The organism is Nocardiopsis camelliae, from assembly GCF_028993595.1.
In the GTDB taxonomy this organism is placed as follows: Bacteria; Actinomycetota; Actinomycetes; order Streptosporangiales; family Streptosporangiaceae; genus Nocardiopsis; species Nocardiopsis dassonvillei.
Map to the genome: position 1 here is coordinate 736,785 of NZ_CP118614.1, position 15,306 is coordinate 752,090.

Annotated in this window: 10 protein-coding genes and 1 tRNA gene; 9 read left to right on the forward strand and 2 right to left on the reverse strand. The window is 68.8% G+C overall.

Features of this window, described 5'->3' with window-relative positions; all coding sequences use genetic code 11:
- Positions 1–79: 79 nt before the first annotated feature.
- Positions 80–1,288: a pyridoxal phosphate-dependent aminotransferase gene (locus PV789_RS03485; protein WP_174547194.1), complete on the reverse strand. Its 1,209-nt coding sequence runs from the start codon at positions 1,286–1,288 to the stop codon at positions 80–82.
- A 222-nt stretch (positions 1,289–1,510) separates the two neighbouring features.
- On the opposite strand from PV789_RS03485, the gene PV789_RS03490 reads away from it, so the two are divergent.
- The 5 genes from PV789_RS03490 to rplA all read left to right on the forward strand — a co-directional run bounded on the left by PV789_RS03490 (position 1,511) and on the right by rplA (position 4,478).
- Positions 1,511–1,583, forward strand: a tRNA-Trp gene (locus PV789_RS03490).
- Between the two features lie 100 nt (positions 1,584–1,683).
- Complete coding sequence (secE, locus tag PV789_RS03495; protein WP_013156096.1) at positions 1,684–1,938, forward strand: preprotein translocase subunit SecE; 255 nt, start codon at positions 1,684–1,686, stop codon at positions 1,936–1,938.
- A 171-nt stretch (positions 1,939–2,109) separates the two neighbouring features.
- Complete coding sequence (gene nusG, locus PV789_RS03500; RefSeq protein ID WP_274976131.1) at positions 2,110–2,955, forward strand: transcription termination/antitermination protein NusG; 846 nt, start codon at positions 2,110–2,112, stop codon at positions 2,953–2,955.
- Between the two features lie 295 nt (positions 2,956–3,250).
- A complete protein-coding gene (gene rplK / locus PV789_RS03505) occupies positions 3,251–3,679 on the forward strand; it encodes a 50S ribosomal protein L11 (RefSeq protein ID WP_013156098.1) in 429 nt (142 codons plus the stop codon).
- A 121-nt stretch (positions 3,680–3,800) separates the two neighbouring features.
- On the forward strand, positions 3,801–4,478 hold the full coding sequence (gene rplA, locus PV789_RS03510) for a 50S ribosomal protein L1 (protein ID WP_274976132.1): 678 nt from the start codon (positions 3,801–3,803) through the stop codon (positions 4,476–4,478).
- 136 nt (positions 4,479–4,614) lie between these two features.
- Here the strand turns inward: rplA and PV789_RS03515 are convergent, their stop codons facing one another.
- Complete coding sequence (locus PV789_RS03515) at positions 4,615–5,469, reverse strand: SCO4651 family lipoprotein (protein ID WP_274976133.1); 855 nt, start codon at positions 5,467–5,469, stop codon at positions 4,615–4,617.
- A gap of 465 nt (positions 5,470–5,934) precedes the next feature.
- On the opposite strand from PV789_RS03515, the gene rplJ reads away from it, so the two are divergent.
- The 4 genes from rplJ (at position 5,935) to PV789_RS03535 (ending at position 15,218) form a co-directional block, all read left to right on the forward strand.
- The gene (gene rplJ, locus PV789_RS03520) at positions 5,935–6,462 is read left to right on the forward strand and encodes a 50S ribosomal protein L10 (protein ID WP_013156102.1); all 528 of its coding nucleotides are present in this window, start codon (positions 5,935–5,937) and stop codon (positions 6,460–6,462) included.
- A gap of 97 nt (positions 6,463–6,559) precedes the next feature.
- Positions 6,560–6,946, forward strand: coding sequence for a 50S ribosomal protein L7/L12 (rplL, locus tag PV789_RS03525; protein ID WP_274976134.1), 387 nt, complete (start codon positions 6,560–6,562; stop codon positions 6,944–6,946).
- A gap of 891 nt (positions 6,947–7,837) precedes the next feature.
- Positions 7,838–11,305, forward strand: coding sequence for a DNA-directed RNA polymerase subunit beta (rpoB, locus tag PV789_RS03530; protein ID WP_212641600.1), 3,468 nt, complete (start codon positions 7,838–7,840; stop codon positions 11,303–11,305).
- 34 nt (positions 11,306–11,339) lie between these two features.
- Positions 11,340–15,218, forward strand: a complete 3,879-nt coding sequence (locus PV789_RS03535; RefSeq protein ID WP_274976135.1) for a DNA-directed RNA polymerase subunit beta' — start codon at positions 11,340–11,342, stop codon at positions 15,216–15,218.
- The last annotated feature ends 88 nt before the right edge of the window (positions 15,219–15,306 follow it).

Genomic DNA, 15,306 nt, shown 5'->3' on the forward strand with positions numbered 1-15,306 from the left:
ACGCGCCCCGGGGGACCGGTCCCCCGGGGCGCGTCGGCGTGTACGGGGCGAAGCGCGGCGGAGCCCCGAAGAGGCGCTGCTACTTGGCCTCGGCCAGCAGCTTCTGGATGCGGCTCACGCCCTCGGCGAGGTCCTCGTCGCTGAGCGCGTAGGACAGGCGCAGGTAGCCGGGGGTGCCGAAGGCCTCACCGGGCACCACGGCGACCTCGGCCTGCTCCAGGATGAGCTCGGCCAGCTCGGTGGAGGTCTGCGGCGTCCGGCCGCGGATCTCCTTGCCCAGCACGCCCTTGACCGAGGGGTAGGCGTAGAACGCGCCCTGCGGCTCGGGGCAGACCACGCCGTCGATCTCGTTGAGCATGCGCACGATCGTCTTGCGGCGGCGGTCGAAGGCCTCGCGCATCGTCGCCACGGCGTCCAAGTCGCCGGAGACCGCGGCCAGGGCGGCGGCCTGCGAGACGTTGGCGACGTTGGAGGTGGCGTGCGACTGGAGGTTGCCCGCGGCCTTGACCACGTCCTTGGGGCCGATGATCCACCCCACGCGCCAGCCGGTCATGGCGTAGGTCTTGGCCACGCCGTTGACGATGACGGTGCGGTCGGCGATCTCGGGCACCTCGACGGGCAGCGAGGAGAACTCGGCGTCCCCGTAGACCAGGTGCTCGTAGATCTCGTCGGACAGCACCCACAGGCCGTGCTCGTTCGCCCAGCGGCCGATCTCGCGGACCTGCTCGCGCGGGTACACGGCACCGGTCGGGTTGGACGGGGAGACGAACACCAGGACCTTGGTGCGCTCGCTGCGCGCCGCCTCCAGCTGCTCCACGCTGGCCAGGTAGCCGGTGCTCTCGTCGGTGACGACGAAGACCGGGACGCCGCCCGCGAGCTTGATCGACTCGGGGTAGGTGGTCCAGTACGGGGCGATGACGATGACCTCGTCGCCCGGGTCCAGCATGGCGGCGAAGGCCTCGTAGATGGCCTGCTTGCCGCCGTTGGTCACCAGGACCTGGGCGGGGTCGACCTCGTAGCCGGAGTCGCGCAGGGTCTTCTCGGCGATCGCCTTCTTGAGCTCGGGCAGGCCGCCGGCGGGCGTGTAGCGGTGGAACCGGGGCTCACGGGCGGCCTCGACGGCGGCCTCGACGATGTAGTCGGGGGTCGGGAAGTCGGGCTCTCCCGCGCCGAAGCCGATGACGGCACGGCCCTCCGCCTTCATGGCCTTGGCCTTGGCGTCCACGGCCAGGGTGGCGGACTCGGAGATCGCGCTGATACGTGCAGAGAGACGGGGTCGATCAGTCATGTGACCCATGTTGTCATGCGCCCCTGGTCCGGGCGCGGGCGGGAAGGAGGGCGCAACCGGACGAAGGAGCCGTTCACGCCCCTCGGCGGGACGAACGGTTTGGTCACGGGGCCCCGAGCGCATACACTCTTTCCGGTCGGCCGTTCGTGGCCCAGGTGTTACCTGGCGCACGGTGTGCGTAGCGCACCGGAACCGGCTATGGTGGGATCGCAGTTTCCGCTAAGGGCAGTGGCTCAATTGGCAGAGCACCGGTCTCCAAAACCGGCGGTTGGGGGTTCGAGTCCCTCCTGCCCTGCACCTTCGCGCGTGCGGTGCGGCGCCCCTGCGGGCGTCGCGCCGCGCGGGCATCCGGAACTACGGGGACAAGTAGCAGCCCGCGACCCTAAGGACCCCAGGTGACTCAGACTGACGCCGACGCCAAGCCCGACAAGGAGCCCAAGCGTCGTACCGGTCCGGTGACGTTCACCAAGCAGGTCGCCGGAGAGCTGCGCAAGGTCCGCTGGCCCACGCGCCGCGAGCTGGTGACCTACACCATCGTGGTCCTCGTCTTCGTGCTGGTCGTCCTGGGATACGTCTCCCTCGTGGACTGGGGCTTCGGCGAGGCGGTCACCTGGCTGTACGGCACGTTCGGCACCCCGCAGGGCGTCTGACCACCCCTTCCGCGCCGCGTCCTCCGGCAGAAGCCGGGACGCGGCCTCCTCGTCCGCGCGTTGGTCCCGGTCCGCCCGGAGAGACCGTAAGCTGGCAGAACCGGGTTCGACGTACAGCGCTGCCTCGTGTGCGTCGCCCCGAGAGCGAATCCGACGAGAGAAAGAGCAGCCGTGTCCGAGTCCCCACTGACCTCTGACGACTTCCCCGAAGAGGAGCCGGTTCAGTCGTCGGCGGAAGAGACCGGCCTGGCGGGCGAGCTGCCGGAGGACGCGACCGACGCGGTCGACACCGACAGCCCGGAGCTGACCGGTGACGCCGACGCGTCCGAGGCCGCCGACGACCACGAGGGCGTCGTGGAGGAGGACGAGGAGCAGGGCGAGGCCGCCGAGGAGGAGGCCCCCCGCCTGGACCCCGTCGAGGAGTTCAAGAACGAGCTCGTCCTGCTGCCCGGCGACTGGTACGTCGTGCACACCTACGCCGGTTACGAGAAGCGGGTCAAGGCCAACGTCGAGAGCCGCACCCAGTCCCTCAACATGGAGGAGTACATCTTCCAGGTCGAGGTGCCCGAGCACGAGGTCACCGAGGTCAAGAGCGGCAAGCGCCAGCAGGTCACCGAGAAGGTCCTGCCCGGCTACGTGCTCGTCCGCATGGACCTGACCGACGAGTCCTGGTCGGCCATCCGCAACACCCCCGGCGTCACCGGCTTCGTGGGCCTCTCCAACAAGCCCGCGCCGCTGAGCCTGACCGAGGTGGCCAAGCTCCTCGCCCCCGAGCCGGAGGTGGAGCCGGAGCAGGCGCAGCAGGCCCGGAGCGCGGGCGGCGGCGTCGGAGAGGCCCGCATGGACGTGGCCTACGAGGTCGGCGAGTCCGTCACCGTCATGGAGGGCCCGTTCGCGACCCTGCCCGCGACGGTCAGCGAGATCAACCCCGACACCCAGAAGCTCAAGGTGCTGGTGTCGATCTTCGGCCGCGAGACCCCGGTCGAGCTGTCGTTCAACCAGGTCGCCAAGATCTAGCCCGTCCGCTCCCGCCGCTCGGGCCGGGGCCCTGCGATCGCGAAGCGCCTGTCAGGGCACTCAGAAGAGCGGCATAGACTTGGTGGGTCCGCCCCGTGGCGGACCCACTCGCGTGTTCCGCCCCGGCGGGACCCGCGCCCGGTCCGCCCGGTCCCGGCGGACCGGCGCCCCGCGCCCGTCGCGCGCGGGGTCCCCCGCCTCCTTCGGCAGCGGTTCCCCGGCCCCCGCGGCCGCGCGGAGCCGTCAGGGAGGCAACGGGACCAGAACACAACGCAGATCAGGCAAAGGACCCGATATGCCTCCGAAGAAGAAACTGGCCGCACTGGTCAAGGTGCAGCTCCCCGCCGGTCAGGCCACCCCGGCGCCGCCCGTCGGTACCGCGCTCGGTCCGCACGGCGTCAACATCATGGACTTCTGCAAGCAGTACAACGCTGCCACGGAGTCCCAGCGCGGCAACGTCATCCCCGTCGAGATCTCCATCTACGAGGACCGTTCCTTCAGCTTCGTCACCAAGACGCCTCCGGCGCCGAAGCTGATCCTGAAGGCCGCCGGCCTGGACAAGGCCGCCACCGACCCGGGTCGCAGCACCGCCGGTTCCATCACCGCCGAGCAGGTCCGCGAGATCGCGCAGACCAAGCTGCCCGACCTCAACACCGAGGACATCGAGGCCGCCGCCAAGATCGTCGCCGGTACCGCCCGCTCGATGGGCATCGAGGTCAAGTAGTCCCCCGCACGGTGGCGCCGGTCCGCGGAGACCGGAGCGACCGGGGACGCTCGACGTTCAAGAACCACCGTGGCAGGGCCAGGCGCTGGCCCGGTGACCACACGTTCCACAGGAGAACAGAGTGAAGCGCAGCAAGAACCACCGCAAAGCCAGCCAGCAGGTGGACCGTGACAAGCTCTACGGCCCCGCCGAGGCCGTGAAGCTCGCCAAGGAGACCTCCACCGTCAAGTTCGACGCGACCGTCGAGGTCGCCCTGCGCCTGGGCGTCGACCCGCGCAAGGCCGACCAGATGGTCCGCGGCACCGTGAACCTGCCGAACGGCACCGGCAAGACCGCTCGGGTCCTGGTCTTCGCGACCGGTGAGCGTGCCGAGCAGGCTCTCGCGGCTGGCGCCGACATCATCGGCGACGACGAGATGATCGAGAAGGTCTCGAAGGGCTTCACCGACTTCGACGCCGTCGTGGCCACCCCGGACCTCATGGGCAAGGTCGGCCGCCTCGGCCGCGTGCTCGGTCCGCGCGGCCTGATGCCGAACCCGAAGACCGGCACCGTCACGCCCGACGTCGCCAAGGCCGTCACCGACATCAAGGGCGGCAAGATCGAGTTCCGCGTGGACCGCCACGGGAACCTGCACTTCATCATCGGCAAGGCCTCCTTCGACGACCAGAAGCTCCTGGAGAACTACCAGGCAGCGATCGACGAGGTGAACCGCCTCAAGCCGTCCGCCGCCAAGGGCCGCTACATCAAGAAGGCCGTGGTCTCCACGTCCATGGGCCCGAGCATCCCGCTCGAGGCCTAGCCTTCGCGGCTGTCCAGCGCAGACGAGAGCGGCCCCCGCAGTCCGAGAGGACGGCGGGGGCCGCTCCGCTTCTCCGGGGCTTGTCCGTCCGCCGCACGGCGGACGGACAAGCCCCGGAGAGCCGTGACACGTGGACCTACATGGTGCCGATCTCGTCCTCGGCGGGGATCTCGACGGCGGTCTCGTTGAGCGCGGAGAACTCCATGGACACGTCGGACACCTCGTCCGCGAACTCCATGCGCAGCGGGAAGCCGGCGTCGTCGATCCAGACACCGATGTCGAGGGTGCCGCTGAAGTCGGAGCCGAGCACCTGGAGGAGCGCGGCCGACTGCTCCTCGGACAGGGCCTCGTACTCCTCGCTGGTCATCGTGCCCTCGATGACCGTCGTCTCCACGCCGTTGATCTCCTCGGTACCCGCCTCGGAGACGTTCTCCAGGGAGGCGATGGCGCTGGCGACCTGGGGCAGGGCCTCCACGTCGAAGACGTCCGCGGAAACGTCCCCGAGCGCCTCACCACCGGCAGTCACCCAGGGAGTGTCCCCGTACTGTCCCAGGCTGTTGGAGATCAGGGGGTCCTGGCCCTCCGGGTAGAGCATGACGCTGGTGCCGGCCTCCTCGGCGGTGAGGCCGCTCACGTCCGCGCCGGTCATCTCCATCAGGGCCAGCGTGCTCTCGCCGAGGAACGGCATGACCGCGGTGACCTGGAGGGCCGAGGGGTCGTCGCTCACCTCGTAGACGATGGACATCTCGACCTCCCCCTCGCTCAGCGGCGACTCGGTGGTGAGGATGTCCATCGTGAGGGTGTAGTTGTCGACGCTCTGGGTGCTCTCGCCGAGACCGGCGACCAGGTCCAGGACACTGCCACCACCGCCCGCCTCGGGCGACTCGGCCGCCGCCTCGGCGGGCTCCTCCTCCGCGGCGCCTCCGCCGCAGGCGGTGAGGGACAGGGCGAGGGTGCCGGCGGAGATCAGGACCGGCATACGGGTCTTCACGGGGTGTTCGCCTTCTTCTTTTGTGCGGGGGACACGGGCACGACTGGGAGCGGGGGTGCCCGGTAGCGTCATGCTGCCACGTCGGAGGGACATTCCGGTCCCTGCCGGCTCCTCCGCGCGGCCACCGATCCGACGCCCGCCACGTCGCCGCGGTTCCGTGCCCGCGCGGGAGTGAGCGCGATCACGGTTTCTGCCCCCCGGTGCGGAACGGGGGCTCCCGCGCGTGCGGTACGATGGGTTCTTGCCGAAGACCGCTGGTCGTCACCCGAACGGGTGACCTAAGGGCCCATCCGCGATGGGCGCCCGCGCAGGTGTCACAAGAGCTTCCCGTTCCACGCCGTGCTCCGCGCGGCCGCCGGAACGCGGTCATGCCCCGTGCGCCTCGCGCCCGGGGCTTTTTCTCGTGCTGACGCCGATCGCCCGGGCCCTTGGAGTCAACCAGCGTTCAATGTTGGAAGGAGTCCCATGGCGAGGCCGGACAAGGCAGCCGCGGTCGCCGAACTCACGGGCGAGTTCCGTGAGTCGAACGGCGCCGTGCTGACCGAATACCGGGGGCTCACTGTCGCGCAGATCACTGAACTGCGTCGCAGCCTCGGCCAGAGCGCGCGTTTTCGCATCGTCAAGAACACGCTGACCAAGATCGCGGTCACGGAGGCCGGTGTCGACGAGCAGGTCAAGGACCTGCTCGAGGGCCCGTCCGCCATCGCCTTCGTCCACGGTGACGTGGTCGAGGCCGCCAAGGGTCTGCGTGACTTCGCGAAGGCGAACTCGCCCCTGGTGATCAAGGGCGGTGTCATCGACGGCAAGTCGATGAGCGCCGACGACATCACCAAGCTGGCCGATCTGGAGTCCCGCGAGGTCATCCTCGCGAAGCTGGCGGGTGCGCTCAAGGCCAAGCAGGGCCAGGCCGCCGCCGTCTTCCAGGCGCTGCCCTCCAAGACTGTGCGTCTCGCGCAGGCCCTGGCGGACAAGCGCTCCCAGGAAGCCGCCTGACCTTTTTGAACCCCGCCGGGCGCCGAGGGCGCTCGGACACTGACTCGCACGCGGGCCCGACAGGACCGCGTGTCCGCAGAGAAAGAGAGATCGCACCATGGCGAAGCTCAGCAACGAGGACCTGCTTGCCGCGTTCGAGGAGATGACCCTTCTCGAGCTGGCCGACTTCGTGAAGCTCTTCGAGGACAAGTTCGACGTCACCGCCGCCGCTCCGGCCGCCGTGGCCGTCGCCGGCCCCGCCCAGGGTGGCGGCGCCGCCGAGGCCGAGGAGCAGACCGAGTTCGACGTCATCCTCGAGGGCGCTGGCGACAAGAAGATCCAGGTCATCAAGGAGGTCCGCGGCCTCACGAGCCTGGGCCTCAAGGAGGCCAAGGACCTGGTCGACAACGCTCCCAAGCCGCTGCTGGAGGGCGTCAACAAGGAGACGGCCGAGAAGGCCAAGGCCGCTCTCGAGGGCGCTGGCGCCTCCGTCACCCTCAAGTAGTCCCATGCGGGCCGCTGAGCGCCCGCTGGCCTGCTTCCGGCGGCCGTCCCTCCTTCCGGGGAGGGGCGGCCGCCTTCGTGCGTCCTGGAACCCCTCACCGCCTCCGGGCGGTCCTCCCGCGCGCCTCCCGTCCGGCCCGCGCTCCTTCGCGCTCCGGCCCGCGACCGCCGCGCCCCCGCCTCCGCGGCCCCCGCTCCTCCCGCGCCCCGGGCCGGTGTCCGCCGTGTCCCGCGCTCCGTCGAGCCCTCCGCCCCGCCGCCCGGGCCCGGGCGGCGCCTCCGGCGGCGCGCTGACCTGCGGCGGGTCAGGAGTCCTTTGCCCGCGCCCCGCCGTGTCCGTCACCGCTCGTCCCGTCCCCTGTGCGAAGCTGAGGGGGATCCGGCAGGTTCCGGAACCGGGGGCGCGTGTGCGAACTGTCCCCCGGACGCGCTAATCTCCCGTCCCGGGAAACCCGCTGAGGCCCGGAGGACGTGTTTACCCGCCTGAGGCGGGGGAATCCTTCGGATGTCGTTGGCTCCCGACCCCCGGGCCAGGGCAGGCGCACCAGTCCACCGACGAGGTCGTCGGACCGTTCCGGGCAGCCGGAATCCGGGCCCCTCCGCCGGGAGCGGGCTTGACGGATCGCCCTCCAGGGGTGATCCTGCCGGTGTCGTGAGTGGCGCTGTGGACCGTGAGTGGACAGCGGTGTGGTGTTCGGCTACACTGCTCTTTTGCGCTGCCCTTTGGTGATCCCTGTGCCGGTGAAGGCTACCGCCACTCCATTTTTCCGGACATTCCGGTGGCCCGCTCCCGCTCGATGTGACCGTCTCAACCGCGTTGCGGCGGTCCTTCTCGTGACGGATCGTCTGGCGTGCGCGCTTCAACCGCCACAAGCCTTCGGAAGGACCCCTGTTGGCAGCCTCGCGCAACGCCTCCGCTAACGCCCTTGGTCCGCACCGCGTTTCCTTCGCCCGTATCCAGGAACCACTGGAGGTCCCGAACCTCCTCGCCCTTCAGACCGAGTCGTTCGACTGGCTGCTGGGCAACGACAGGTGGAAGACCCGGGTTGAGACGGCCCGAAACGCTGGCCGCAAGGACGTTCCGGAGCAGTCCGGTCTCGAAGAGATCTTCGAGGAGATCAGCCCGATCGAGGACTTCTCGGGCACGATGTCCCTGTCGTTCCGCGACCACCGGTTCGAGCCGCCCAAGTACTCAGAGGATGAGTGCAAGGACAGGGACATGACCTACTCCGCCCCGATGTTCGTCACGGCGGAGTTCATCAACAACGACACCGGTGAGATCAAGAGCCAGACGGTGTTCATGGGCGACTTCCCGCTCATGACCGAGACCGGCACCTTCATCATCAACGGCACCGAGCGCGTCGTCGTGTCCCAGCTGGTGCGCTCCCCGGGCGTGTACTTCGACAAGTCCGTCGACAAGACCTCGGACAAGGACCTCTACGGCTGCAAGGTCATCCCGTCCCGCGGCGCCTGGCTGGAGTTCGAGGTCGACAAGCGCGACTTCGTCGGCGTCCGCATCGACCGCAAGCGCAAGCAGGGCGTCACCGTCCTGCTCAAGGCGCTGGGCTGGACCACCGACCAGATCCTGGAGCGCTTCGGCCAGTACGAGTCCATCCGCAACACGCTGGAGAAGGACCCCACCGCGGGCACCGACGACGCGCTGCTGGACATCTACCGCAAGCTGCGCCCCGGCGAGCCGCCCACGAAGGAGTCGGCCCAGGCGCTGCTGGAGAACCTGTACTTCAACCCCAAGCGCTACGACCTGGCCAAGGTCGGCCGTTACAAGATCAACAAGAAGCTCGGGCTGGACACCGACTACCGGCAGGGCACCCTCACCGAAGAGGACATCGTCGCCACGATCGACTACCTCGTCCGCCTGCACGCGGGTGAGGTCGAGAAGGAGACCGTCAACGGTCCCCGTCCGATCGAGACCGACGACATCGACCACTTCGGCAACCGCCGCCTGCGCACCGTCGGCGAGCTCATCCAGAACCAGGTCCGCCTGGGCCTGGCCCGCATGGAGCGCGTCGTCCGCGAGCGGATGACCACCCAGGACGTCGAGGCGATCACGCCGCAGACCCTGATCAACATCCGTCCGGTCGTGGCCTCCATCAAGGAGTTCTTCGGCACCTCGCAGCTGTCGCAGTTCATGGGCCAGACCAACCCGCTGGAGGGCCTGACGCACAAGCGCCGCCTCTCCGCGCTGGGCCCGGGCGGCCTGTCCCGCGAGCGCGCGGGCTTCGAGGTCCGCGACGTGCACCCCTCGCACTACGGCCGCATGTGCCCGATCGAGACGCCCGAGGGACCGAACATCGGTCTGATCGGCTCGCTCGCCGCCTACGGCCGGGTCAACTCCTTCGGCTTCGTGGAGACCCCGTACCGCCGCATCATCGACGGCAAGGTCTCCGACCAGGTCGACTACCTGACCGCGGACGAGGAGGACCTCCACGTCATCGCGCAGGCCAACACGCCGATGAACCCCGACGGCTCCTTCGCCGAGGCCGGTGTGCTCGTGCGCCGCAAGGGCGGTGAGTTCGAGCAGGTCAGCACGGACGAGGTCGACTACATGGACGTGTCGCCGCGCCAGATGGTGTCGGTCGCCACCGCCATGATCCCGTTCCTGGAGCACGACGACGCCAACCGCGCCCTCATGGGCTCGAACATGCAGCGCCAGGCCGTGCCGCTGCTGATGGCCGAGTCGCCGTTCGTCGGCACCGGCATGGAGTACCGAGCCGCCACCGACGCCGGCGAGGTCGTCCTGGCGCAGAAGGCCGGTGTCGTCGAGGACGTCACCGCCGACTACGTCACCGTCATGGCCGACGACGGCACGCGCAAGACGTACCGCATGGGCAAGTTCCAGCGCTCCAACCAGGGCACCTGCTTCAACCAGCGGCCGATCGTGGCCGAGGGCCAGCGGGTCGAGGAGCGCCAGGTCCTCGCGGACGGCCCCTCCACCGACCAGGGTGAGATGTCGCTGGGCAAGAACCTGCTCGTGGCGTACATGTCCTGGGAGGGCCACAACTACGAGGACGCGATCATCCTCTCCCAGCGCCTGGTGCAGGACGACGTCCTCTCCTCGATCCACATCGAGGAGCACGAGGTCGACGCCCGCGACACCAAGCTGGGCCCGGAGGAGATCACCCGCGAGATCCCCAACGTCAGCGAGGAGGTCCTGGCCGACCTCGACGACCGGGGCATCATCCGCATCGGCGCCGAGGTCGTGGACGGCGACATCCTCGTCGGCAAGGTCACGCCCAAGGGCGAGACCGAGCTGACCCCGGAGGAGCGCCTGCTGCGCGCGATCTTCGGCGAGAAGGCGCGCGAGGTCCGCGACACCTCGCTGAAGGTGCCGCACGGCGAGACCGGCAAGGTCATCGGCGTCCGCGTGTTCAGCCGCGAGGAGGGCGACGAGCTCGCCCCCGGCGTCAACGAGATGGTCCGCGTCTACGTGGCCCAGAAGCGCAAGATCACCGACGGTGACAAGCTCGCGGGCCGCCACGGCAACAAGGGCGTCATCTCCAAGATCCTGCCCCAGGAGGACATGCCCTTCCTGGAGGACGGGACGCCGGTCGACATCATCCTCAACCCGCTGGGCGTGCCCGGCCGCATGAACGTCGGCCAGGTCCTGGAGGTCCACCTGGGCTGGCTGGCCAAGAACGGCTGGCTGGTCGAGGGGGTCGAGGAGGAGTGGCAGAAGTCGCTGGAGGCCATCGGCGCCACCGACGTGCCGCCGGACTCCCGCGTGGCCACGCCGGTCTTCGACGGCCTGCACGGCGACGAGCTCAGCGGCCTGATCAAGTCGGTGCGCCCCAACGCGGACGGCAACCGCCTGATCAACGAGGACGGCAAGGCGCGTCTGTTCGACGGCCGCACCGGCGAGCCCTTCGCCGAGCCGATCTCCGTCGGCTACAAGTACATCCTCAAGCTCCACCACCTCGTGGACGACAAGATCCACGCGCGCTCCACCGGCCCGTACTCCATGATCACCCAGCAGCCGCTGGGCGGTAAGGCGCAGTTCGGCGGCCAGCGCTTCGGTGAGATGGAGGTGTGGGCGCTGGAGGCCTACGGCGCCGCCTACGCCCTCCAGGAGCTGCTCACCATCAAGTCCGACGACGTGGTGGGCCGGGTCAAGGTCTACGAGGCCATCGTCAAGGGCGAGAACATCCCCGAGCCGGGCATCCCTGAGTCCTTCAAGGTGCTCATCAAGGAGATGCAGTCGCTCTGTCTGAACGTGGAGGTGCTGTCCAGTGACGGTATGTCCATCGAGATGCGGGACAGCGACGAGGACGTCTTCCGCGCGGCGGAAGAACTGGGAATCGACCTGGGTCGGCGGGAGCCGAGCAGTGTCGAAGAGGTCTAACTTCCGCATTCTTCGAGAGCAGGGGACGAATTAAGTGCTCGACGTCAACTTCTTCGACGAGCTGCGCATCGGCCTGGCCACGGCCGACGACATCCGCCAGTGGTCGCACGGCGAGGTCAAGAAGCCCGAGACCATCAACTACCGCACCCTCAAGCCCGAGAAGGACGGACTCTTCTGCGAGAAGATCTTCGGTCCGACCCGCGACTGGGAGTGCTACTGCGGCAAGTACAAGCGCGTCCGCTTCAAGGGCATCATCTGTGAGCGCTGCGGCGTCGAGGTGACCCGCGCCAAGGTGCGCCGTGAGCGGATGGGCCACATCGAGCTGGCCGCTCCCGTCACGCACATCTGGTACTTCAAGGGCGTGCCCTCCCGCCTGGGCTACCTGCTGGACCTGGCGCCGAAGGATCTCGAGAAGATCATCTACTTCGCCGCCTACATGGTCACGTGGGTGGACACCGAGGCCCGTGAGCGCGACCTCCAGTCCCTGGAGGCGCGGATCTCGGTCGAGAAGCAGCACCTGGAGCAGCGCCGCGACTCCACCGTCGAGGACCGCCACCGCAAGCTGGAGGCCGACCTCGCCGAGCTGGAGGAGCAGGGGGCCAAGGGCGACGCCCGCCGCAAGGTGCGCGAGGGCGCCGAGCGCGAGATGCGCCAGCTGCGCGACCGCGCCCAGCGCGAGATCGACCGCCTCGACGAGGTCTGGAACCGGTTCAAGAACCTCAAGGTCCAGGACCTCGAGGGCGACGAGATGCTCTACCGCGAGATGCGGGACCGCTTCGGCAAGTACTTCCGCGGCGGCATGGGCGCCCAGGCCATCCAGGACCGGCTGGCCAACTTCGAGCTGGACGTGGAGGCCGAGAGGCTCCGGGAGATCATCCGCACCGGCAAGGGCCAGAAGAAGGCCCGCGCCCTGAAGCGGCTCAAGGTCGTCTCGGCGTTCCTCAACACCACCAACAGCCCCATGGGCATGGTGCTGGACTGCATCCCGGTCATCCCGCCGGACCTGCGTCCGATGGTGCAGCTGGACGGTGGCCGCTTCGCGACCTCCGACCTCAACGACCTGTACCGCCGTGTCATCAACCGCAACAACCGCCTCAAGCGGCTGCTCGACCTCGGCGCGCCCGAGATCATCGTCAACAACGAGAAGCGGATGCTCCAGGAGGCCGTCGACGCGCTGTTCGACAACGGCCGCCGTGGCCGCCCGGTCACCGGGCCGGGCAACCGTCCGCTCAAGTCGCTGTCCGACATGCTCAAGGGCAAGCAGGGCCGCTTCCGCCAGAACCTGCTGGGCAAGCGAGTCGACTACTCCGGCCGTTCGGTCATCGTCGTCGGCCCGCAGCTCAAGCTGCACCAGTGCGGCCTGCCCAAGCAGATGGCGCTGGAGCTGTTCAAGCCCTTCGTGATGAAGCGCCTGGTGGACCTGAACCACGCGCAGAACATCAAGAGCGCCAAGCGCATGGTCGAGCGGTCCCGCCCGGTCGTGTGGGACGTCCTCGAAGAGGTCATCACCGAGCACCCGGTTCTGCTCAACCGCGCCCCGACGCTGCACCGCCTGGGCATCCAGGCATTCGAGCCGCAGCTGGTCGAGGGCAAGGCCATCCAGATCCACCCGCTCGTGTGCACGGCGTTCAACGCCGACTTCGACGGCGACCAGATGGCCGTCCACCTGCCGCTGTCCGCCGAGGCCCAGGCCGAGGCGCGGCTGCTGATGCTGGCCACCAACAACATCCTCAAGCCGTCCGACGGCAAGCCCGTGACCATGCCCACCCAGGACATGATCATCGGCCTGTTCTACCTGACGACGGAGAAGGCCGGAGCCAAGGGCGAGGGGCGCTCGTTCCTCTCCCCGGCCGAGGGCATCATGGCCTACGACCTGGGGGACCTCGACCTCCAGGCCAGGATCAAGCTCCGGATCGCCGACGGCGCCCCCGGTCCCAAGGACTGGACGCCGCCGGAGGGCTGGACGCCGGGGGAGCCGTACACCCTGGAGACGACCCTGGGGCGGTACCTGTTCAACGAGACCACCCCGGTCGACTACCCGTACGTCAACTTCCAGGTGGGCAAGAAGCAGGTCTCGACGCTGGTCAACGACCTCGCCGAGAACTACCCCAAGGTCCAGGTCGCCACGACGCTGGACGCCCTCAAGGACGCCGGTTACCACTGGGCCACCCGGTCCGGTCTGACCATCGGCATCGAGGACGTCGTCGCGCCGCCGCGCAAGACCGAGATCCTGGAGGGGTACGAGCGCAAGGCGGACAAGATCCAGCGCGAGTACGACCGCGGTCTCATCACCGACGACGAGCGCCGTCAGGAGCTCACCGAGGTGTGGACGCAGGCCACCACCGAGGTCGCCCAGGACATGGAGAGCAACTTCCCCGCCGACAACCCGGTGTGGATGATGGTCCAGTCCGGCGCCCGAGGCAACCCGATGCAGGTGCGCCAGATCGCGGGTATCCGCGGCCTGGTCTCCAACACCAAGGGTGAGACGATCCCGCGTCCGATCAAGTCCTCCTACCGCGAGGGCCTGTCCGTGCTGGAGTACTTCATCTCCACGCACGGCCAGCGCAAGGGTCTGGCCGACACCGCCCTGCGTACCGCCGACTCGGGTTACCTGACCCGTCGTCTGGTGGACGTCGCGCAGGACGTCATCGTCCGCGAGATCGACTGCGGCACGGAGCGCTCGCTCTGGCACGAGATCGGCGAGAAGAACGCCGCCGGCGTCGTCGTGCGCAAGCACAACGTCGAGAACACCGGTTTCGGCCGGACCATCGCCGAGGAGGCGGTGGACGCGGAGGGCAACGTCGTCCTCCCCGCCCTGAGCGACACCTCCGAGCAGAACATCGACAAGCTCATCGAGGCCGGGATCACCCGCGTCCGCGTGCGCTCGTCGCTGGTCTGCGAGGCCAAGATCGGCGTCTGCACCACCTGCTACGGCCGCTCCATGGCGACCGGCAAGCCGGTGGACGTCGGTGAGGCGATCGGCATCATCGCGGCCCAGTCCATCGGTGAGCCCGGCACCCAGCTGACCATGCGTACCTTCCACATGGGCGGTTCGGCCGGTCAGGACATCACCCACGGTCTGCCCCGTGTCCAGGAGCTCTTCGAGGCCCGCATCCCCAAGGGTGTGGCCCCGATCTCCGAGATGGAGGGCCGGATCCGGATCGACGACACCGAGAAGAGCCGCAAGATCGTCGTCATCCCCGACGACGGCACGGACGAGATCGCCTACCCGGTCCCGATGCGCGCCCAGCTGCTCGTCACCGACGGCGACCACGTCAAGGTCGGCCAGCAGCTGATCCAGGGTGCGATCAACCCGCACGAGGTCCTGCGCATCCAGGGCCCGCGCGCGGTGCAGCAGCACCTGGTGTCCGAGGTCCAGGAGGTGTACAAGTCGCAGGGTGTGTCCATCCACGACAAGCACATCGAGATCATCGTCCGCCAGATGCTCAAGCGGGTGAACATCCTGGAGTCGGGCGACACCGAGCTGCTGCCCGGTGAGATGGTCGAGCGGCCGAAGTTCGAGCGGATCAACCGCCGCGTCGTGTCCGAGGGCGGCCAGCCCGCGGCCGGGCGCCCGGTGCTGCTGGGGATCACCAAGGCCTCGCTGGCCACGGAGTCCTGGCTGTCCGCGGCCTCCTTCCAGGAGACCACCCGGGTGCTCACCGAGAACGCGATCCACGGCAAGAGCGACCCGCTCCTCGGCCTCAAGGAGAACGTCATCATCGGTAAGCTCATCCCGGCCGGTACCGGCATTCCGCAGTACCGCAACATCCGGGTGGAGCCGACCGAGGAGGCCAAGGCCTCGATGTACTCGGTCTCCGGGTACGAGGAGCCGAGCGAGTACACCTTCGGACAGGGTTCGGGCGAGGCCGTTCCGCTGGAGGAGTACGACTTCGGACCGTACAACCGGTAGAAGCGGTTTGCTTGACTGACGGCGGCGGTATGCCACTCCTCGCGGGGGGTGGTACCGCCGCCGTTCCGCGCACAGGGTCCGCTGACAC